Source organism: Sphaerotilus sp., assembly GCF_031429695.1.
GTDB lineage: Bacteria > Pseudomonadota > Gammaproteobacteria > Burkholderiales > Burkholderiaceae_C > Sphaerotilus.
Window position 1 is genome coordinate 1 of record NZ_JANPAB010000034.1, and the last position, 18297, is coordinate 18297.

At 67.7% G+C, this 18297-nt stretch carries 19 protein-coding genes; 7 read left to right on the forward strand and 12 right to left on the reverse strand.

The genetic code is table 11. The features are described 5' to 3' along the window. Nucleotides 1-249: 249 nt before the first annotated feature. The gene (locus RMP06_RS06305; RefSeq protein ID WP_310460928.1) at nt 250-609 is read right to left on the reverse strand and encodes a hypothetical protein; all 360 of its coding nucleotides are present in this window, start codon (nt 607-609) and stop codon (nt 250-252) included. 44 nt (nt 610-653) lie between these two features. On the opposite strand from RMP06_RS06305, the gene selD reads away from it, so the two are divergent. Next, the gene (gene selD / locus RMP06_RS06310; RefSeq protein WP_310460929.1) at nt 654-1709 is read left to right on the forward strand and encodes a selenide, water dikinase SelD; all 1056 of its coding nucleotides are present in this window, start codon (nt 654-656) and stop codon (nt 1707-1709) included. Between the two features lie 9 nt (nt 1710-1718). Here the strand turns inward: selD and RMP06_RS06315 are convergent, their stop codons facing one another. Together RMP06_RS06315 and RMP06_RS06320 are read right to left on the reverse strand one after the other, a co-directional pair. Further along, complete coding sequence (locus RMP06_RS06315) at nt 1719-2096, reverse strand: type II toxin-antitoxin system VapC family toxin (protein ID WP_310460930.1); 378 nt, start codon at nt 2094-2096, stop codon at nt 1719-1721. A 20-nt stretch (nt 2097-2116) separates the two neighbouring features. Continuing rightward, a complete protein-coding gene (locus RMP06_RS06320; protein WP_310460931.1) occupies nt 2117-2449 on the reverse strand; it encodes a hypothetical protein in 333 nt (110 codons plus the stop codon). On the opposite strand from RMP06_RS06320, the gene RMP06_RS06325 reads away from it, so the two are divergent. The 3 genes from RMP06_RS06325 to RMP06_RS06335 all read left to right on the forward strand — a co-directional run bounded on the left by RMP06_RS06325 (nt 2436) and on the right by RMP06_RS06335 (nt 4522). Continuing rightward, the gene (locus RMP06_RS06325; protein ID WP_310460932.1) at nt 2436-3113 is read left to right on the forward strand and encodes a riboflavin synthase subunit alpha; all 678 of its coding nucleotides are present in this window, start codon (nt 2436-2438) and stop codon (nt 3111-3113) included. The two genes, RMP06_RS06320 and RMP06_RS06325, sit on opposite strands and share 14 nt — an antisense overlap. Continuing rightward, complete coding sequence (locus RMP06_RS06330; protein WP_310460933.1) at nt 3110-3670, forward strand: DUF1415 domain-containing protein; 561 nt, start codon at nt 3110-3112, stop codon at nt 3668-3670. The genes RMP06_RS06325 and RMP06_RS06330 overlap by 4 nt, the downstream gene beginning before the upstream one ends. 255 nt (nt 3671-3925) lie before the next feature. Then, on the forward strand, nt 3926-4522 hold the full coding sequence (locus tag RMP06_RS06335; protein ID WP_310460934.1) for a septal ring lytic transglycosylase RlpA family protein: 597 nt from the start codon (nt 3926-3928) through the stop codon (nt 4520-4522). On the opposite strand, the gene RMP06_RS06340 is transcribed toward RMP06_RS06335, so the two are convergent. From RMP06_RS06340 to RMP06_RS06365, 6 genes are read right to left on the reverse strand one after another with little or no spacing between them, the layout of a single operon-like run. Beyond that, nucleotides 4523-5428, reverse strand: a complete 906-nt coding sequence (locus tag RMP06_RS06340) for a hydroxymethylglutaryl-CoA lyase (protein WP_310460935.1) — start codon at nt 5426-5428, stop codon at nt 4523-4525. Further along, complete coding sequence (locus RMP06_RS06345; protein ID WP_310460936.1) at nt 5425-7413, reverse strand: acetyl/propionyl/methylcrotonyl-CoA carboxylase subunit alpha; 1989 nt, start codon at nt 7411-7413, stop codon at nt 5425-5427. Before RMP06_RS06345 ends, RMP06_RS06340 begins: the two co-directional genes overlap by 4 nt. A 1-nt stretch (nt 7414) precedes the next feature. Continuing rightward, nucleotides 7415-8245 (reverse strand): enoyl-CoA hydratase/isomerase family protein, encoded by an 831-nt coding sequence (locus tag RMP06_RS06350; protein WP_473964757.1) that lies wholly within the window; start codon nt 8243-8245, stop codon nt 7415-7417. A gap of 16 nt (nt 8246-8261) precedes the next feature. Further along, the gene (locus RMP06_RS06355) at nt 8262-9869 is read right to left on the reverse strand and encodes a carboxyl transferase domain-containing protein (RefSeq protein WP_310460938.1); all 1608 of its coding nucleotides are present in this window, start codon (nt 9867-9869) and stop codon (nt 8262-8264) included. Nucleotides 9870-9901: 32 nt separating this feature from the next. Next, nucleotides 9902-11074: an isovaleryl-CoA dehydrogenase gene (locus tag RMP06_RS06360; RefSeq protein WP_310460939.1), complete on the reverse strand. Its 1173-nt coding sequence runs from the start codon at nt 11072-11074 to the stop codon at nt 9902-9904. Nucleotides 11075-11099: 25 nt separating this feature from the next. After that, a complete protein-coding gene (locus tag RMP06_RS06365; RefSeq protein WP_310460940.1) occupies nt 11100-12773 on the reverse strand; it encodes an AMP-binding protein in 1674 nt (557 codons plus the stop codon). A 64-nt stretch (nt 12774-12837) separates the two neighbouring features. On the opposite strand from RMP06_RS06365, the gene RMP06_RS06370 reads away from it, so the two are divergent. Continuing rightward, nucleotides 12838-13485: a TetR/AcrR family transcriptional regulator gene (locus tag RMP06_RS06370; RefSeq protein WP_310460941.1), complete on the forward strand. Its 648-nt coding sequence runs from the start codon at nt 12838-12840 to the stop codon at nt 13483-13485. On the opposite strand, the gene RMP06_RS06375 is transcribed toward RMP06_RS06370, so the two are convergent. After that, the gene (locus tag RMP06_RS06375; protein ID WP_310460942.1) at nt 13401-14552 is read right to left on the reverse strand and encodes an acyltransferase family protein; all 1152 of its coding nucleotides are present in this window, start codon (nt 14550-14552) and stop codon (nt 13401-13403) included. The two genes, RMP06_RS06370 and RMP06_RS06375, sit on opposite strands and share 85 nt — an antisense overlap. 56 nt (nt 14553-14608) lie before the next feature. Beyond that, nucleotides 14609-14767 carry a hypothetical protein gene (locus RMP06_RS06380; RefSeq protein WP_310460943.1) on the reverse strand — a complete coding sequence of 53 codons (159 nt, stop codon included), beginning with the start codon at nt 14765-14767 and terminating at the stop codon, nt 14609-14611. A 299-nt stretch (nt 14768-15066) separates the two neighbouring features. Between RMP06_RS06380 and RMP06_RS06385 the strand changes: the two genes are divergently transcribed. After that, a complete protein-coding gene (locus tag RMP06_RS06385) occupies nt 15067-15714 on the forward strand; it encodes a CAP domain-containing protein (RefSeq protein ID WP_310460944.1) in 648 nt (215 codons plus the stop codon). A 123-nt stretch (nt 15715-15837) separates the two neighbouring features. Next, nucleotides 15838-17319 (forward strand): NAD-dependent succinate-semialdehyde dehydrogenase, encoded by a 1482-nt coding sequence (locus tag RMP06_RS06390; protein ID WP_310460945.1) that lies wholly within the window; start codon nt 15838-15840, stop codon nt 17317-17319. A gap of 19 nt (nt 17320-17338) precedes the next feature. On the opposite strand, the gene RMP06_RS06395 is transcribed toward RMP06_RS06390, so the two are convergent. Continuing rightward, nucleotides 17339-18253, reverse strand: coding sequence for a GGDEF domain-containing protein (locus tag RMP06_RS06395; RefSeq protein ID WP_310460946.1), 915 nt, complete (start codon nt 18251-18253; stop codon nt 17339-17341). Between the last annotated feature and the right edge of the window lie 44 nt (nt 18254-18297).

Consider the following 18297-nt stretch of genomic DNA (forward strand, 5'->3'; position numbering starts at 1 on the left):
GCGACCCCCTGGCTCTCAGCGCCTTCGTGTAGGGCGACCAGTTCTTCGTCGTGTACTTCTTCTTCGCCGGCTTGCTCATCCCGTCAGCCTACCTCACCGCTCGACCACCGGCCGGCTGGGTGGGTTGTGCAACAAAGCCACCAGGATGCGCAGCAACGAAGTTTTCAATCTTCTTGACTTGCCGAGCAACGGCTTCAGAATTAATCATGTAACCTCCAAAGAAATTATCAATAGAATCGGTATTGAGAATTAGTTCAACCGAAACACCTTCATCACCTCATCCCCAAGATGATTGATGACTTTAACCGCGATCCGCCCCGACTTCAGCCGCGCAAATGGCCGCGAGGTGTCGATGAACCAGCAGGCGATGCCATCACGGCGGACTTCGCCGAGGCCGGTGCGAGGGCGGAAGACATTGACGCCGTTGACCTTGCCCTGCAGTCGCCCGCCGGATGCCTCCTCCTGACGCCCCTGGCAGGCATGAGGCAAGTCGAGAATCGGTTGTTCGAAGACAGGGCTGTTCATAAAGGGTTGGCGTTTGGCCCGGACTTTAAGTGCAAATCCCCACCGCTTGGCTCGGCGAAGCGCCAGAACCGTGCGTGCAGGCAAAATCCCCTCCTTCACTCGCCGATGTCACCCGACCCAACCACGCCATGCCCCAAGCCGCCGCCTCCCCCGCCCTCACCCAGCTCGCCCACGGCGGCGGCTGCGGCTGCAAGATCGCCCCGGGCGTGCTCAGCGACATCCTCTCGCGCAACACGCCCGGCCTGATCCCGCCCGAGCTGATGGTCGGCATCGAGACCAGCGACGACGCGGCCGTCTGGCGCCTGAACGACGAGCAGGCGCTGGTGGCGACCACCGACTTCTTCACCCCGATCGTCGATGACCCCTACGACTTCGGCCGCATCGCCGCGACCAACGCGCTGTCGGATGTCTACGCGATGGGCGGCCGGCCGATCATGGCGCTGGCCATCGTCGGAATGCCGATCAACACGCTGTCGCCCGAGGTGATCGGCCGCATCCTCGAAGGCGGCGCCAGCGTCTGCCGCGAGGCGGGCATCCCGATTGCGGGCGGGCATTCGATCGATGTGGTCGAGCCGATCTACGGGCTGGTGGCGCTGGGACTGGTGCATCCGAAACGCGTGCGCCGCAACGCCGACGCACAGGCCGGCGACGTGCTGGTGCTGGGCAAGCCGCTGGGCGTGGGCGTGCTGTCGGCGGCGCTGAAGCAGGGTTTGCTGGACGCGGACGGCTACGCCGAGATGCTGCGCCACACGACGAAGCTGAACCGTGTCGGCGCCGATCTGGCCGGGCTGGACGCCGTGCATGCGATCACCGACGTGACCGGCTTCGGGCTGGCCGGGCACCTGCTGGAGATCTGCCGGGGATCGAAGCTCGCGGCCGAGGTGCGCTGGGACGCGCTGCCGCTGATCGCCAGCGCCGTCGCCCATGCGCAGAACGGCCTCTGGACCGGCGCCTCGACACGCAACTGGGCCAGCTACGGCGCCAGTGTCACCCTGCCCGACGGCTTCCCGGACTGGCAGCGCGCGCTGGTGACCGATCCGCAGACCAGCGGCGGGCTGCTGGTGAGCGTGGCGCCGGACGGCGTGGACGCGGTACTGGCGATGTTCCGCGAGGCCGGCTTCGGCGAGGCAGCGGTCGTCGGTTCTTTGCGTGAAGGGGTACCGGGTGTGCAGGTGCTCCCCTGAAATCAAGCATCAAGCGGCGAGTGGGTCTATCAGGACCAAACCTGGCACACGCTTGAAATCGTTCAGGTTGTGGGTCATCAGTGGCAAACCGAGCACCTGGGCAGTCGCAGCGATCAGGGCGTCGGGCACCTTCAGCCGATGAAGTCGCCGAATGCTGATCGTCGCGGCGACGATCGGCTCGGTCACCGGCTCTTCGCACAATGCAGACAGGAGTCGTTCGGCCACAAGCAAGGCGTCGGCCCGATCGCTGAAACCTGGCCAGCCCAGTACTTCGATGCGGGTCACCACCGACACCACGGCACCGACCCGCACAGCTTGTTCGAACCGCTGACGAAAGGCTTCACCACCAGCCTGATTGAGGAAATAGACGACCGCATTGGTGTCCACCACACAGGCGCCTTGGACGCTCAGGGCCGACTCTGCCACAGTGCCTCCCGAGACCATTCCTCACGTACAGCCGCCAGTTCCGCGTCAATGGTCGAGACGGCTGCCTGCCCCCAGGCCCCCCAGGAACCTTTCAGGACGTCCTCCAACCGGTCGTGGTCTGACGCCCTGGCAAGCGGCTGACCGGCCACTGCCTGAACGAAACGCAAGACCTCGGCCTGCTGGTCTGGCGATAATTCCAGCAGTTTGTGGGCGATCAGATCGATGTACCCCATGGATGCGACTCCCGGTTGTTGGCGATCCAGTGTGCCAGCATCCGACAAATCGAGGCAACCCAGACCCATGTTCACCGGCATCGTCCAATCCATCGCCACCGTCGCGGCCCTCACCGACCGCCCCGGCCTGCGCAGCTTCACGCTCGAATTCCCGCCCGGCTTCCTCGACGGCCAAGCCATCGGCGCGAGCGTGTCCTGCGACGGCACCTGCCTGACTGTCACGCAGCACCGCGACGCCCGCCACGCCGACTTCGACGTGATGCTGCAGAGCCTCAACCTCACCACGCTCGGCACGCTCCAGGTCGGCAGCCGGATCAACGTCGAGCGCGCCGCCCGCGACGGCGTGGAGATCGGCGGCCATCCGCTGTCCGGCCACATCGACTTCCAGGCCACGCTCGCCGAGGTCCGCCAGCCCGAGAACAACCACGTCCTGCGCCTCAGCGTGCCCGCGCCGTGGATGCGCTACGTGTTCCCGAAGGGCTACATCGCCGTCAACGGCGCCAGCCTGACGATCGCCGAAGCCGACCGGCGTGCCGGCTGGTTCGAGGTCTGGCTGATCCCCGAGACGCTGCGCCAGACGACCTTCGGCGACAAGCGGGTGGGCGATGCGCTGAACATCGAGATCGAGCGGCAGACGCAGGTTCTGGTCGACACGGTGCGCGACACGCTGGAAGAGAAACTCGGGCCACTGCTGCCCGCCCTGAAAGACCTGCTGCGCGAGCGCGGCGTGGAGATCGACGCATGAGCCAGGACACGACCCGCCCGAACGACACCCAGGTCATCGCCGACACCGTCGAGTGGTTGGAAAAGGCCGTCATCGGCCTGAACCTGTGCCCCTTCGCCAAGGCGGTGCATGTGAAAGAGCAGATCCGCTATGTGGTCAGCGCGGCGACCACGCCGGAAGCCCTGCTGGAGGACCTGGTGAAGGAGCTGGAAACGCTGGCCGAGGCCTCGCCCGAGAAGACCGAGACCACGCTGCTGATCCACCCGCAGGTGCTCGGCGACTTCATGGACTACAACGATTTCCTCGATGTGGCGGACGCGGCGGTGGAGGAACTGCAGCTCGACGGCATCCTGCAGGTCGCGAGTTTCCACCCCGATTACCAGTTCGACGAGACCCACATCGACGACATCGAGAACTTCAGCAACCGCGCGCCCTACCCGACGTTGCACCTGCTGCGCGAGGACAGCATCGACGCCGCGGTCGCTGCTTTCCCAGACGCCGGAGACATCTACGAGCGCAACATCGAGACGCTGAAGGCGCTCGGCCACGCGGGCTGGAAGCGGCTGTTCACGCGCTGAATTGCCAGGGGAAGGCGGTGTAAGTCCGCGCTGCAATTGAACAATCTGGATTGCCCCCTCGCTTTTCCCTGTTTCGCGGATGTTGCGGATGCCGTTAGACTGCGCTCCCAATCCACCCTCGGACGGAGATCGACATTGATTCCACGCACCGCGAAGACCCCCCTGACCTGCCTCAGTCTCGCCGCCGCGCTATTCGCGGTTGCACCCGCCAGCCGGGCCGCAGAAGAGCAAACCGTCAGTGAGGTTTCCCGGGCTGTGGCCGCCGAACCGTCAGAGTCCGCCGCCTCGACGGTCTCGCAGTTCGAGCGACTGGTGGAACGTCCGATCGAGCGCATGACCAGCGCAGCCACTTCCGCCGCGACCACGGCCGCCAATGTCGCGACGACCGTCGCGGTGACCGCCGCCAGCACGGCGACCAACGCCGCGATGGGGGCCGCCACGGCCGCGACAGCCGCCGTGTTCAGCGTCGCCAATGTTGCCACCAGCACCGCAGTCAGTGCCGCCACCGCTGCGGCCACGCTGTTCCAGACCGGCCGCGTGTCGTTCTATGCCGACAAGTTCCACGGCCGACCGACCGCCAGCGGCACCCCCTACGACGCCAGCGAGATGACGATGGCGCACCGCACGCTGCCCATCGGCACGCAGGTCATGATCACCAACACCGCCAACCAGCGCAGCGTGGTCGTCACGGTCAACGACCGTGGCCCGTTCATCGGCGGCCGTGTAGCGGACCTTTCCCGCGCTGCAGCCGAGAAACTCAACATGCTCCGCTCCGGCATCGCCGAAGCCACGCTGTACGTGCTGCCAGCCTCCGGCAACAAGCAGCAGGATGGCAAGACCCGGAATCGCTGATCAGCCGCGCTTGGCGAGCAGCGCCCGCGCCACCCGCGAGCCCGAAACCCGTCCCAGCTCCGCGCTGATCCAGGCGCCGCAGTCGACCAGCGTATCCAGATCAATGCCGGTCGTTGCACCCAGCCCGTGCAGCAGCCAGACGATGTCCTCGGTGGCGACATTGCCGGTCGCGCCCTTGGCATAGGGACAGCCGCCCAGCCCGGCGACCGAACTGTCGAACACCCGCACCCCCATTTCGTAGCTCGCGCAGACGTTGGCCACGCCCATGCCGTAGGTATCGTGGTAGTGCCCGGCGAGGTGGGCCATCGGCACCCGCGCCGCCACCGCTTCGAGCATCCGCCCCACGCTTGCCGGGTTACCGATGCCGATCGTGTCCCCGAGCGAAACCTCGACGCAGCCGAGATCCCGCAGCCGCCACGCGATGTCGGCGACGGCCTGCGGGGCGATGGCGCCCTCGTAAGGACACCCGACCACACACGAAAGGTAGCCCCGCACCCGCACACCCGCCGCCTGCGCAGCCGCCAGGATCGGCGCGAAGCGGGCGATGGACTCGGCGATCGAGCAGTTGATGTTCTTCTGCGAGAACGCTTCGGAGGCCGCCGCGAACACCGCCACCTCCTGCGCGCCAGCCGCCACCGCCGCCTCGAAGCCCTTGAGGTTCGGCGTCAGCACCGGGTAGTTCACACCCGGAAACTCGGCCTGTGACGGCAAGCCGGCCATCACCTCGGCATGGTCGGCCATCTGCGGCACCCACTTCGGCGAGACGAACGCGGTCGCCTCGATGTCTCTCAACCCGGCGGCAGCGAGCTTGCGGATCAGCGCCAGCTTGGTCGCGGTCGGGATGGGCTGCTTTTCGTTCTGCAGGCCGTCGCGCGGGCCGACTTCGACGATGCGGACGTGGTTCATGGCTGCACCTCGACGTCGAAATCCACCAGGTCCACGCCATCCGTGACCTGATCGCCGGCCGCGAAGTGGAACGCCTTCACCAGCCCCTTGGCGGGCGCGCTGATGGTGTGCTCCATCTTCATCGCTTCGAGTACCAGCAGCGGGGCGCCCTTCTCGACCACGCTGCCAACCGCCGCGATCAGCGCGATCACCTTGCCGGGCATCGGCGCTTTCAGGCCGCCCGCATGGTCATCGCCGCCGCCGCCCGCACTGAGCGCGCCCACGACCGTGATCGGCCACGAGCGGCCCTCGAAGAACACCTGCCGCCGCTCGCCGCTGGTGACGACGGCCGCGCTGACCCGGCGCTCGCCGAGCTGCGCATGCACCGTGCCGCTCGGGCCGAACTGGCCGCGCACGGTCAGCGACTGGCCGCCAATCGTCAGGACATGGCCCTGGCCGCCGCTGACGTAGGCCACACCGACCGGCTGCACCTCGTCACCCAGGCGCAGCGTCAGCGTGCGCTGTGCGGTCGAGTTCAGGCGCCAGCCGTCGAGCACCGACCACGGGGAATCGTCGCGCACACCCTGCCCCTCGCGCTGCAGTTCGGCCAGCGCCGCCAAGGCCCAGACCGCCTGCGGCACTGGCTGCGGCGCGGGGAACAGCACGGCGCTCTCCCGCTCGATCAGCGCCGTGTCCAGATCGGCGTTGGCAAACGCGGGCGCCGTCACCAGCCGCTGCAGGAACTCGATGTTGTTCGACACGCCGACGACGCGGTACTGCGCCAGCGCCGCCCGCATCCGCGCCAGCGCACGCGGCCGGTCGCGGTCCCAGACGATGAGCTTGGCGATCATCGGGTCGTAGTGCGGCGAGATCTCGTCGCCCTGCTCGACGCCGGTATCGACGCGCACATGGTCGCTCTCGGCCGGTGGCGCCAGATGGACCAGCCGCCCGGTGGACGGCAGGAAACCGCGGTCCGGGTCTTCCGCGTAGATGCGGGCCTCCAGCGCGTGGCCGTCGAGCGTGAGCTGCTCCTGGCGCAGCGGCAGCGGCTCGCCGGACGCGACGCGCAGTTGCCACTCCACGAGGTCCAGCCCGGTGATCATCTCGGTGACCGGGTGCTCGACCTGCAGCCGGGTGTTCATCTCCATGAAGTAGAACGAACCGTCCTGGTGAGCGATGAACTCGACCGTGCCGGCGCCGACGTAGCCGACCGCCTTGGCCGCCTCCACCGCCGCCCGGCCCATCGCGGCGCGGCGCTCGGGGGTCATGCCGGGCGCGGGCGCTTCCTCCAGCACCTTCTGGTGGCGGCGCTGCACCGAGCAGTCGCGCTCGAACAGGTAGACGCAGTCGCCCTGCGTGTCGCCGAAGACCTGGATCTCGATGTGGCGTGGTCGGAGCACGTACTTCTCGACCAGCACATGCTGATCACCGAATGCGTTGATCGCCTCGCGCTGGCACGAGGCGAGCGCGGACTCGAAGTCCTCGGCCCGATCGACGCGGCGCATGCCCTTGCCGCCACCGCCCGCGCTGGCCTTGATCAGCACCGGATAGCCGATGTTGGCGGCCTGTTCGGCGAGGAAGGCGGGTTCCTGGCGGTCACCGTGGTAGCCCGGCGTCAGCGGCACGCCGGCCTTGTCCATCAGCGCCTTGGCCGCGGACTTGCTGCCCATCGCCCGGATCGCCGACGCGGGCGGGCCGATGAAGACGATGCCGGCTGAAGCGCAGGCGTCGGCGAAGGCGTCGTTCTCGGACAGGAAGCCGTAGCCGGGATGCACGGCCTGCGCTCCTGTGGCACGGGCAACTTCGAGAATCTTGTCGGCGCGCAGGTAGCTCTCCCGCGCTGCCGCCGGGCCGATCAGCACCGCCTCATCGGCCATGCGGACGTGGCGGGCATTGGCGTCGGCTTCGGAGTACACCGCGACGGTCGCGATGCCCATGCGCCGCGCCGTCTTGATGACGCGGCAGGCGATCTCGCCACGGTTGGCGATCAGGATCTTGGTGAACATGTCAGTGTCCCGTGGGGTTCGGTGCAGGCGCGGAAGTCATCCAGGCAGGCGGGCGTTTTTCCAGGAAGGCGCTCAGACCTTCGCGGGCTTCCGGCGTGCTGCGCAGCGTGGCGATGCGGCGGGCGGTGTCGTCCACCACGGCATCGGTCACAGGCTGGTTGGCCACGGCGCGGATCAGGTCGGTGGCGGCGGCCTGCGCGTGCGGGCCACCCGTGAGCAAGGCATCGACGATGGACTGCACCTGCGCGTCGAGTCCTTCGCTGTCGGTGACTTCATGGACCAGGCCGATCTGCTGCGCCCGGATGGCGGAGATGCGCTCGGCGGTCTGGAAGTAGCGGTACGCCTGTCGCTCGCCGATGGCGCGGATCACGTAGGGGCTGATGGCGGACGGGATGATCCCGAACTTCACCTCGGAGGTCGCGAACACCGCCCGGTCGCTCGCCACGCAGATGTCGCAGGCGGCGGCCAGCCCCATGCCGCCACCGAGCGCCGCGCCGTGGACACGGGCGATCGTCGGCTTGGCGAGCGTGGACAGCGTGCGGAACAGCGCGGCGAGGCGGCGGGCGTCGGTGAGGTTTTCGTCCACGCTCGCCGCGCCTTGACGCTGCATCCACGCCAGATCAGCGCCCGCCGAGAAGCTCTTGCCCTCGCCCGCCAGCACGATCACGCGCACGGCAGGGTCGGCGTCCAGCGCCAGCAGCGTGGCGGTCAGCTCGGTGATCAGCGTCTCGTCGAAGGCGTTGTGGACCGCGGGTTTCGCCATCCAGACCCAGGCCACGCATTGCGCAGCCTCGCCACGTCGTTCGATCTTCAGTGTGTTCAATGTCGTCAGCGTCATGGCGTCGGCCTCACATGCGGAACACGCCGAACTTCGTCGGCTGGATCGGCGCATTCAGCGACGCCGACAGCGACAGCCCGAGCGTGCGCCGCGTCTGCGCCGGATCGACCACGCCGTCGTCCCACAGGCGGGCGGTGGCGTAGTACGGATGGCCCTGGTCCTCGTACTGCTGGCGGATCGGCGCCTTGAACGCCGCTTCGTCGTCCGCGGACCACGCGCCGCCCTTGCCTTCGATGCCGTCGCGCTTGACGGTGGCGAGCACGCTGGCGGCCTGTTCACCCCCCATCACGCTGATGCGCGAGTTCGGCCACATCCACAGGAAACGCGGCGAATACGCCCGGCCGCACATGCCGTAGTTGCCCGCGCCGAACGAGCCGCCGATCAGCACCGTGAGCTTGGGCACCTGGGCCGTCGCAACCGCCGTGACCATCTTGGCGCCATCCTTGGCGATGCCGGCGCTCTCGACCTTGCGCCCCACCATGAAGCCGGTGATGTTCTGCAGGTAGACCAGCGGGATGCCGCGCGGGGCGCAGAGTTCGATGAAGTGCGCGCCCTTCTGCGCCGACTCGCCGAACAGGATGCCGTTGTTGGCGATGATCCCGATCGGCATGCCGTAAAGCTGCGCAAAACCGGTGATCAGCGTCGTGCCGTAGCGGGCCTTGAACTCGTCGAAGCGCGAGCCGTCCACGACGCGGGCGATGATCTCGCGCACGTCGTAGGGCTTGCGCGGGTCGGCCGAGACGATGCCGTAGATCTCCTCCGGGTCGTACAGCGGCGCCTCGCTCGGGGCGAGCACGAGCTGCGACGGCTTGCGGCGGTTCAGGTTGGCGACGATGCGCCGGCAGATGAACAGCGCGTGGCTGTCGTTCTCGGCCAGGTGGTCGGCCACGCCGGAGACGCGGGTGTGGACATCGCCGCCGCCCAGGTCTTCTGCGCTGACGACCTCGCCGGTCGCGGCCTTCACCAGCGGCGGGCCACCCAGGAAGATCGTGCCCTGGTTCTTGACGATGATGGTCTCGTCGCTCATCGCCGGAACGTAGGCGCCGCCCGCCGTGCAGGAACCCATCACGACGGCGATCTGCGCGATGCCCATCGCCGACATCGTGGCCTGGTTGAAGAAGATGCGGCCGAAGTGGTCGCGGTCGGGGAAAACCTCGTCCTGTTTCGGCAGGAAGGCGCCGCCCGAATCGACAAGGTAGATGCACGGCAGGTGGTTCTGCATCGCGATCTCCTGCGCACGCAGGTGCTTCTTGACCGTCATCGGGTAGTAGGTGCCGCCCTTCACCGTCGCGTCGTTGGCGACGATCATGCATTCGACGCCCTGCACGCGGCCCACGCCGGTGATCACGCCGGCCGCCGGCGCATCGTTGTCGTACAGGCCGAATGCGGCGAGCTGGCCGACCTCGAGGAAGGGCGTGCCCGGGTCGAGCAACTGGTTCACCCGCTCGCGGGGCAGCAGCTTGCCGCGGGCGGTGTGCTTGGCGCGGGCCGACTCACCGCCGCCGAGGGCCACCTTCGCGGCTTGCACGCGCAGGTCTTCGACCAGGGCTTTCATGTGAGCCGCGTTGGCACGGAAATCGTCCGAACGCGGGTTGATCTTGCTTTGAAGGGCTTGCATGGGGTGGTCGCTCGGCTTTTGGCTGGTGACGTTCAGCAGGTCTCGTTGAACAGCTCGCGGCCGATCAGCATCCGGCGAATCTCGCTGGTGCCGGCGCCGATCTCGTAGAGCTTGGCGTCGCGCCAGAGGCGGCCGACGGGGTATTCGTTCGTGTAGCCGACACCGCCGAGCGCCTGGATTGCCTCGCCCGCCATCCACGTCGCCTTCTCGGCGGTGTAGAGGATCACGCCGGCCGCGTCCTTGCGCAGCGTGCGGCTGTGGTCACCCCGGTCGCAGGCGCCGGCCACCGCGTAGCCGTAGGCGCGGCAGGCCTGGAACGTCGAGTACATGTCCGCCAGCTTGCCCTGCATCAACTGGAACTCGCCGATCGACCGCCCGAACTGCTTGCGCTCGTGGACAAACGGCACCACCACGTCCAGGCACGCCGCCATGATCCCCAGCGGCCCGCCCGACAGCACGATGCGCTCGAAATCGAGGCCCGACATCAGCACCTTGGCGCCGTTGCCCTCGCCGCCCAGCACGTTTTCTTCCGGCACCTCGCAGTTGTCGAAGAACAGCGGCCAAGTGTTCGAGCCGCGCATGCCCAGCTTGTCGAGGTGGTGGCCGTGCGTGAAGCCGGCCATGCCCTTTTCGACGATGAAGGCCGTCATGCCACGGGCGCCCATTTCCGGCTCGGTCTTGGCGTAGACGACCAGCGTGTCGGCGTCGCCGCCGTTGGTGATCCACATCTTCGAGCCGTTGAGCACGTAGCGGTCGCCGCGTTTCTCGGCCTTGAGCTTCATGCTGACCACGTCGGAACCGGCGCCCGGCTCGCTCATCGCCAGCGCGCCGATGTGCTCGCCGCTGATGAGCTTGGGCAGGTACTTCTGCTTCTGGGCTTCGGTGCCGTTGCGGTTGAGCTGGTTGACACACAGGTTGGAGTGCGCGCCATAGCTCAGGCCGACCGAGGCGCTGGCGCGGCTGATCTCCTCCATCGCGACCATGTGGGCGACGTAGCCCAGGCCGGTGCCGCCGTATTCCTCCGCCACGGTCAGGCCGTGGACACCGAGGTCGCCGAGCTTCTTCCACAGCGCGTGCGGGAACAGGTTGTCGCGGTCGATGTCGGCGGCACGCGGGGCGATCTCGTGCTGCGCGAAGTCGCGCACGGCGTCGCGCAGCGCGGCCACGTCGTCGCCGAGGGGGAACTGGAAGGTGGATTCGAACATGGGGGTTTTCCTGGCTGGGAGCGGTTCAGGCGGTCTTGTTTTCGGTGCGCTGGAGTTCTTCGGTCATGGCGCGGCGCATGACGAACTTCTGCACCTTGCCGGTGATGGTCATGGGCATTTCGGCGGCGTCCACGAAGCGGATGTGGCGCGGCACCTTGTAGTGGGCGATCTGGTCGCGGCAGAACGCCTGGATCTCGTCGGCGGTGCAGAGAGCGCCCGGCCGCAGCACGATCCACGCGCAGACCTCCTCGCCGTACTTTTGGTCCGGCACGCCGAAGACCTGCACCGACTGCACCTTCGGGTGGCGGAACAGGAACTCCTCGATCTCGCGCGGGTAGACGTTCTCGCCACCCCGGATCAGCATGTCCTTCACGCGGCCGACGATGTTGCAGTAGCCCTCGGCGTCGATCGTGGCGAGGTCGCCGGTGCGCATCCAGCCGCCTTCGACGATGGCCTCGCGGGTCTTGGCCTCGTCGCCCCAGTAGCCCTGCATGACGAGGTAGCCGCGGGTCCACAGCTCGCCGGGCGTGCCGACCGGGACCGTCTTGAACTCGGCATCGACCACCTTGGCCTCGACGTGCGGCTGCACGCGGCCGACGGTGGTCACGCGGCGGTCGAGCGGATCGTCGGCGCTGCTCTGGAACGACACCGGGCTGGTCTCGGTCATGCCGTAGGCGATGGTGATCTCGGCGAGGTGCATCTGCGCGATGACCTTCTTCATCGTCTCGATCGGGCATGGCGAGCCGGCCATGATCCCGGTGCGCAGCCGGCTGAGGTCGAACGTGGCGAAATCAGGATGGTCCAGTTCGGCGATGAACATCGTCGGCACACCGTGCAGCGCAGTGCAGCCTTCCTCGGACACGGCGGCCAGCGTTGTGCCCGCGTCGAACACCTCGCCCGGGAACACCATCGCCGCCCCGCTCGCCACGCAGGCCAGCACCGCCAGCACCATGCCGAAGCAGTGGTACAGCGGCACGGGGATGCAGAGCTTGTCCGCTTCGGTGAGGCGCATCGCCGCCGCGACCGCGATGGCGTTGTTGACGACGTTGTGGTGCGTCAGCGTCGCGCCCTTGGGGTGGCCGGTGGTGCCGCTGGTGAACTGGATGTTGATCGGGTCATGGCAGCCGAGCGGGGATTCGATCGCGTCGAGCGCCGCCACATCGACGGCCTCCGGCGCGGCCAGCACGTCGGCATAACGCAGCATCCCCGGCGTCGCGCCATCGCCCATGCGGAGGATGAACTCCAGCGCCGGCAGCTTCGGCGCCACCGTCTGCAGCATCGCCAGGTAGTCCGCCGTGCGCAGCCGCTCCGCCGCGATCACCGCCCGGCAGCCGGAGAGCTGCAGCGCGTATTCCAGCTCCGCCAGCCGGTACGCCGGGTTGATGTTGACGAGCAGCACGCCCAGCCGCGCCGTGGCGAACTGCGTGACCAGCCACTCGACCCGGTTCGGCGACCAGATGCCCAGACGCTCGCCGCGCCGCAGGCCCAGCGCGTGCAGCCCTGCGGCCAGCCGATCGACCTCCACCGAAAACTGCCGCCACGTCCAGCGCACGCCCTGCTCGCGGAACACCACCGCCTCACGATCGCCGAAGCGGGCCACGGTCTGCGCGAGCGCCTGTGCGACGGTCTGGCGCGACAAGGGGTGGTCGGTGGGGCCGTGGACATGGCTGAGTCCGTCGAACGGATGCATCGCGGTCATGGGTGTCTCCTCGTTATTGAGTATCACTCAATTATTATCCACCCACCCGCACTAAGATGACAAGATGCCCGCAGAAACTCCGTCGACCGTCCAGCCCGCCCGCCGCCGTGCCCCCGCCAGCGCCAAGTCCGAGCAGCGCATCCGCGACCTGCTGCGCGTGGGCCGCGAGGTCTTTGCCGAGAAGGGTTACGAGCGCGCAACGACCACCGAGATCGCGCAGCGCCTGGGCGTGAGCGAGGCGACGGTGTTCACCTATTTCCACGGCAAGCGGGCGCTGTGCGTGGCCGTGATCAGCGACTGGTACGACGAGATCATCGCGACGATGGAGGACGGCCTGCCGCGCGCGCAGCCGATCCGGACGCAACTGCTTTACCTCGTCGAGACGCATCTGCGGCTGTTCCTGGTGCAGGGAACGGGCTTGTGCGCGCTGGTGCTGTCCGAAGGCCGCTCGAAAGGCCAGGAACTCGGCGAGAGCTTTTTACCGCTGCAACGCCGCTACACCGCCCCGCTGATGGACCTGCTCGCCCGCGGTCAGGCCAGCGGGGAGATTCGGCGCGACGTGTCGCTGCGGCTGCTGCGCTCGGTGGTGCTGGGGCCGATGGAGCACCTCCTGTGGGAGGTGGTCGCTCAGGGCAGGCCGGCCGACATCGAGGCGGCGGCCACGGATCTGGTGGCCGTGCTGTGGTCGGCCTTGCGCGTACCCATCGCCTGAGACGGTGTCAGTGCCTCCTGCAGCCACCAGCCGGCCAGCAGACTCGCCCCCCAGGCGACACCCAGACCCAGCAGGTTCATCCCCGGCGAGGTCGGCCACAGGCGGTAGAACGCAGCACCCACCACCAGAATGACCGGGTAGTGCAGCAGGAACACGGTGTAGGAGATGCGGGACAGGAAGGCCACGGCCTCGCGAGCGGGACCGGCATTCAGCCAGCGCCAGCCACGGCCGACATCCAGCGCCAGCACCAGCGCCACGCAGCCCGCCAGCGCCAGCCGACTGCGCCATTCCACCAGCAGCGCCAGCGCAGTCAACACCACGATGAGCGCGGTCCACAGCGCCCGCTGCCGCGCCGCGCGTGCCCACTGCGCCAGCACGCCCAGGCCGTAGGAGCCGAAGAAGTACGGCGCCCAGGCATCCAGCTGTCGGTCACGGTTGAACCAGAGCAGCGACGCGCCGGTCAGCAGCACAACGGTCAGCGCAGTCATGCGCCCGCGCTCGGCCGCATCCCCGCCCCACCAGCCACGCACTGCACACAGCAGCGCCAGCACGGCGAAGAGCTGCGCATCGATCGCGACATACCAGACGCCGGCCGAGAGCGCGTTCTCCTCCAGCACGTCTTGCAACATCAGCGCGTTGGCGACGAACTGCCAAGCGGTCGGCGCATCCGGAATGGTCGGATAGTCGATCAATGTGCGTGCACACAGCGCGCACCACACCGCCGCCAGCAAGGCCACGATGTACGGCGGCATCAGGCGCCGCAGCCGGCGAAGCAGCGTGCGAGGCAAGTCACCGGAGACATGGCGGCTCGGGGCATCAGGTGCGGGCAACAGGCCGCGGGCGGCCAAAAAGCCGCCGATCACCAGGAAGACCTGCACCGCCAGTCGCGCATGGCTGACCAGCCACACCATCAGGCCGCCAGTCAGGTCGCCCACGACATCGGACATGGGACCGTACAGGGCCAGGTGGTGCCAGACAATGAGTTGGGAGGCCACTGCCTTGCCCAGATCGACCATCGGCAGCGAGGGTCCTTGAGAGTTCCGGTTTGAAAACTGCATCGCCAGCATCCTAGCCGGCGACGCTTGCGCGGAAGTTATGCCAAAACGTTCACTTCAGACGCGCTTCAGGCCAGGGTGTGGACCAACCGCGTGGCGGTCAGCCGGCGACGCAGGCCGGCACACAGGCTCCAGCGCGCACGGCCGTGGCGGGCTCGGGTCTCGACACGCTCGGCGGTGCAAGTGATCAACCAGACATTGGCGCCGATGGACCGGACGGGGACCATCGGACGTTCCTGGGCTGATGACGGGAAAACAGACATGCACTGACTCCTGTAGCAGAACCGAACGCGATGCAGACAACTGCTTGCGACTTCTTTCAGTTCCGGCTTCGAAGTCTGCAGGAGGCCGGTGGTGAATGCCACCGTCGGATCCCCCTCGAACACGGGCCGAAGGGACAGGTCCGCGTGAAGATGACGCGCTTTGGAGCGTGTAGAAGCCACGATCCCCCCGGATCCATGGCGTACCGATCGACACCAGGTGGGACCACCTCCCAGAATGAATTCAAGCAAAGAGGCCACCTGACATGACCCACAACAACAGCACCCCCACCTTCCGCACTTGTAACTTCGCCCGCTGGATCGGCACCACACTGCTCTTGAGCCTGTTGAGTGCCTGCAATGTCGGCGGAGAGGAAGAACCCGTTCAAGCCACCACCAGCGCCGCGCTGTCCACCGGCGCTGGATCCACCATGGCAGGCGCCACCGTCACCCCGGCCAGCATCACCCTGGCGGCCGCCACGACCTGCAGCATCACCGCCTTCCAGGCCGCAGTCGTCGCCGAGGTCAACCGGCGGCGTGCCGGCGCGCAGTCCTGCGGCAGCCGTGGCGCTTTTGCCGCAGCCAGCGGCCTGCGCTGGAATGGCACCCTGTTCCGTGCGGCGGCGGCACACGCCATCGACCTGGTGACGAACAACTTCTTCGCGCACACCGGCAGCAATGGCAGCACCGTCAGCGACCGCATCAACGCGATTGGCTACTCCTGGGCCAGCGTCGGAGAGAACATCGCTGCCGGCCAGCCAACGGTGACGCGCGTGGTCGACGCCTGGATGGGCAGCGACGGCCACTGCGCCAACCTGATGAACCCGGCGATGGAGGAGTTCGCGGTGGCCTGTGTGTACAACACGGCCAACCGGTCGAACTACTGGGTGATGGAGCTGGCCAAGCCGCGTTGAGGTGGCACCGCGCCGCCGCGGGTACTGCATGCCCCAGGACGCATCGGATGGGCGTGTGCGCCACTTCGGGTGCGGGCGTACAGTTAGCGCCGACCCTACCTGCCCTCCAACTGCCCACCCCCAATGACGATCACCCCGACCTCACCCCTCGCCCTGCTCGCCGACCCGTCGCTGGTCAAGACCGATGCCCTCATCAACGGCGAGTGGGTCGCCGGCCGTGACCGCTTCGACGTGACCGATCCGGCTACCGGTGACAAGCTGGTCGATGTCGCGCTGCTGGGCGCCGCCGAAGCCGAAGCCGCCATCGTCGCCGCGAACGCCGCCTGGCCCGCCTGGCGCAGCAAGACCGCCAAGGAGCGCGGCGCAATCCTGATGAAGTGGTACGCGCTGCTGGTCCAGCACGCCGACGACCTCGCCCGCATCATGACCGCCGAGCAGGGCAAACCGCTGGCCGAAGCCCGCGGCGAGGTGGTCTACGGCGCGAGCTTCGTCGAGTGGTTCGCCGAGGAAGCCAAGCGCGTCTACGGCGAGACCATCCCCTCGACCGACAACAACAAGCGTTACGTCATCCTGAAGCAGCCCATCGGCGTCTGCGCAGCGATCACGCCGTGGAACTTCCCCATCGCGATGATCACGCGCAAGGTCGCCCCGGCGCTGGCCGCCGGCTGCACCGTCATCATCAAGCCGGCCGAGCAGACACCGCTGTCCGCGCTGGCCTGCGCCGAGCTGGCCCAGCGCGCCGGCATGCCGCCCGGCGTGCTCAACATCCTCACCGGCGACGCCGACTCGTCCATCGCGATCGGCAACGTGCTGTGCGCCTCGGACACCGTGCGCCACCTGAGCTTCACCGGCTCGACCGAAGTCGGCCGCATCCTGATGAAGCAGTGCGCCCCGACCATCAAGAAGCTCTCGCTGGAACTCGGCGGCAACGCGCCCTTCATCGTCTTCGACGACGCCGACATCGACTCGGCCGTCGAGGGCGCGATGGTTTCCAAGTACCGCAACGCCGGCCAGACCTGCGTCTGCGCGAACCGCATCTATGTACAGGAAGGCGTGTACGACGCCTTCGTCCACAAGCTCGCGGCCAAGGCGGTGGCCATCAAGGTCGGCAACGGCTTTGACGCCGGCGTGACCCAAGGTCCGATGATCGACGCCCATGCCATCACCAAGGTCGAGGCGCATGTGGCCGACGCACTGGCCAAGGGCGCCCGCATCGTGGTCGGCGGTACCCGCATCGGTGAACGTTTCTACACGCCGACCGTGCTGGCCGACGTGACCAGCGACATGCTGTGCTCCCGCGAGGAAACCTTCGGCCCGGTCGCCCCGGTGTTCCGCTTCAAGACCGAAGCCGAGGTGGTCGCACTGGCCAACGCCACCGAGTTCGGGCTGGCAAGCTACTTCTACAGCCGCGACATCGGCCGCATCTTCCGTGTCGGCGAGGCGCTGGAGTACGGCATGGTGGGCATCAACACCGGGCTGATCTCGGTGGCCGAGGTGCCGTTCGGTGGCGTGAAACAGTCGGGTCTCGGACGCGAGGGTTCACACCAGGGCATCGAGGACTACGTCGAAACGAAGTACCTCTGCATCGGCGACATCCTGCGCTGAACAGCCTTGGGGCGCTGCGTCAGTCGTCGTTGGCGGCGGGCGCGGCGCCCCGTTCCTGGCGGTCCGCGAAACCCTGTCGGCCCAGCCCCCTGCGCGCGGCCGCGGCGGAGAGTGCCAGCTTGAGCAGCGCTTCCGGCTGCCGGCCGTCTGTGGGATACACCGCCAGGCCGGTCGACACGGTGACCACGGCCGTCTGCGCGCTGACCATGAACGGCTCTCGCAGCAACTGCGACAGTTTCTGCGCCACCCGGTCGCTGTCCTGGGGCGATTCCATCCGCGTCAGCACCACCGCAAACGCATCCGGCGCCAGGGCCGACACGACATCGCTCGCCCGCAATCCACTGCGCAGGCGCACCGCCAGCTTGCGCCGCAGTGCCTGTGCGGCCGCCACGCCAAGGCGGGCTTCCGTGCTCGCCAGCCCGTCCACCCGGATCACCAGCAGGGCCATCGGCGCCGGCTCGCGTTCACGCAGGGCGCAGAGCTGGTGCAGCAGCTCCATCAGCTGGACCCGGTTCGGAAGACCCGTGGCCAGGTCGATCGACCAGGCACGGCGCAGCTCCTGCTCCTGCCGCTTGCGCTCGATCGCCAGACACAGGCTGCGCCCGATCGACTCGTCGTCGGACTGCTCGGACGGCAGCACGTCCTGCACGCCGGCCCGCAGCAGGCTCAGCATCAGTTCCCGTGAGGGTTTTGGTGTGCGCACCACCACGGCCGCCGCCAGAACCGCCTGGGTCCAGGCAGCCCAGTACGGCAGCGTCCTGGCTTGCGCTTCATCCACGCACGAGATCAGGATCGCCTCCGGTGTGGATTCGGCCAGCGCCGCCTGGGCCATCTCCAGCGTGGGACACAAGCGCCAGACGCAGCGCCCGAAACGGGAATCCGAGGCTTGCGGTGCATCCGCACCGACGTGGAGAACGGAGATGGAGGCGCTCATGAATCGCTCTGAAGTGGTGCCGGAATCATGCAATAAACCTCCGT

Excerpts from the sequence above, each read along its gene's own strand:
- RMP06_RS06325 (WP_310460932.1), top strand. The coding sequence starts at position 2,436 with ATGTTCACCGGCATCGTCCAATCCATCGCCACCGTCGCGGCCCTCACC.
- RMP06_RS06365 (WP_310460940.1), bottom strand. The coding sequence starts at position 12,773 with ATGACCGCGATGCATCCGTTCGACGGACTCAGCCATGTCCACGGCCCC.
- RMP06_RS06375 (WP_310460942.1), bottom strand. The coding sequence starts at position 14,552 with ATGCTGGCGATGCAGTTTTCAAACCGGAACTCTCAAGGACCCTCGCTG.
- RMP06_RS06380 (WP_310460943.1), bottom strand. The coding sequence starts at position 14,767 with ATGGTCCCCGTCCGGTCCATCGGCGCCAATGTCTGGTTGATCACTTGC.
- RMP06_RS06345 (WP_310460936.1), bottom strand. The coding sequence starts at position 7,413 with ATGTTCACCAAGATCCTGATCGCCAACCGTGGCGAGATCGCCTGCCGC.
- RMP06_RS06370 (WP_310460941.1), top strand. The coding sequence starts at position 12,838 with ATGCCCGCAGAAACTCCGTCGACCGTCCAGCCCGCCCGCCGCCGTGCC.
- selD (WP_310460929.1), top strand. The coding sequence starts at position 654 with ATGCCCCAAGCCGCCGCCTCCCCCGCCCTCACCCAGCTCGCCCACGGC.
- RMP06_RS06385 (WP_310460944.1), top strand. The coding sequence starts at position 15,067 with ATGACCCACAACAACAGCACCCCCACCTTCCGCACTTGTAACTTCGCC.
- RMP06_RS06330 (WP_310460933.1), top strand. The coding sequence starts at position 3,110 with ATGAGCCAGGACACGACCCGCCCGAACGACACCCAGGTCATCGCCGAC.
- RMP06_RS06340 (WP_310460935.1), bottom strand. The coding sequence starts at position 5,428 with ATGAACCACGTCCGCATCGTCGAAGTCGGCCCGCGCGACGGCCTGCAG.
- RMP06_RS06355 (WP_310460938.1), bottom strand. The coding sequence starts at position 9,869 with ATGCAAGCCCTTCAAAGCAAGATCAACCCGCGTTCGGACGATTTCCGT.
- RMP06_RS06390 (WP_310460945.1), top strand. The coding sequence starts at position 15,838 with ATGACGATCACCCCGACCTCACCCCTCGCCCTGCTCGCCGACCCGTCG.
- RMP06_RS06320 (WP_310460931.1), bottom strand. The coding sequence starts at position 2,449 with ATGCCGGTGAACATGGGTCTGGGTTGCCTCGATTTGTCGGATGCTGGC.
- RMP06_RS06395 (WP_310460946.1), bottom strand. The coding sequence starts at position 18,253 with ATGAGCGCCTCCATCTCCGTTCTCCACGTCGGTGCGGATGCACCGCAA.
- RMP06_RS06360 (WP_310460939.1), bottom strand. The coding sequence starts at position 11,074 with ATGTTCGAATCCACCTTCCAGTTCCCCCTCGGCGACGACGTGGCCGCG.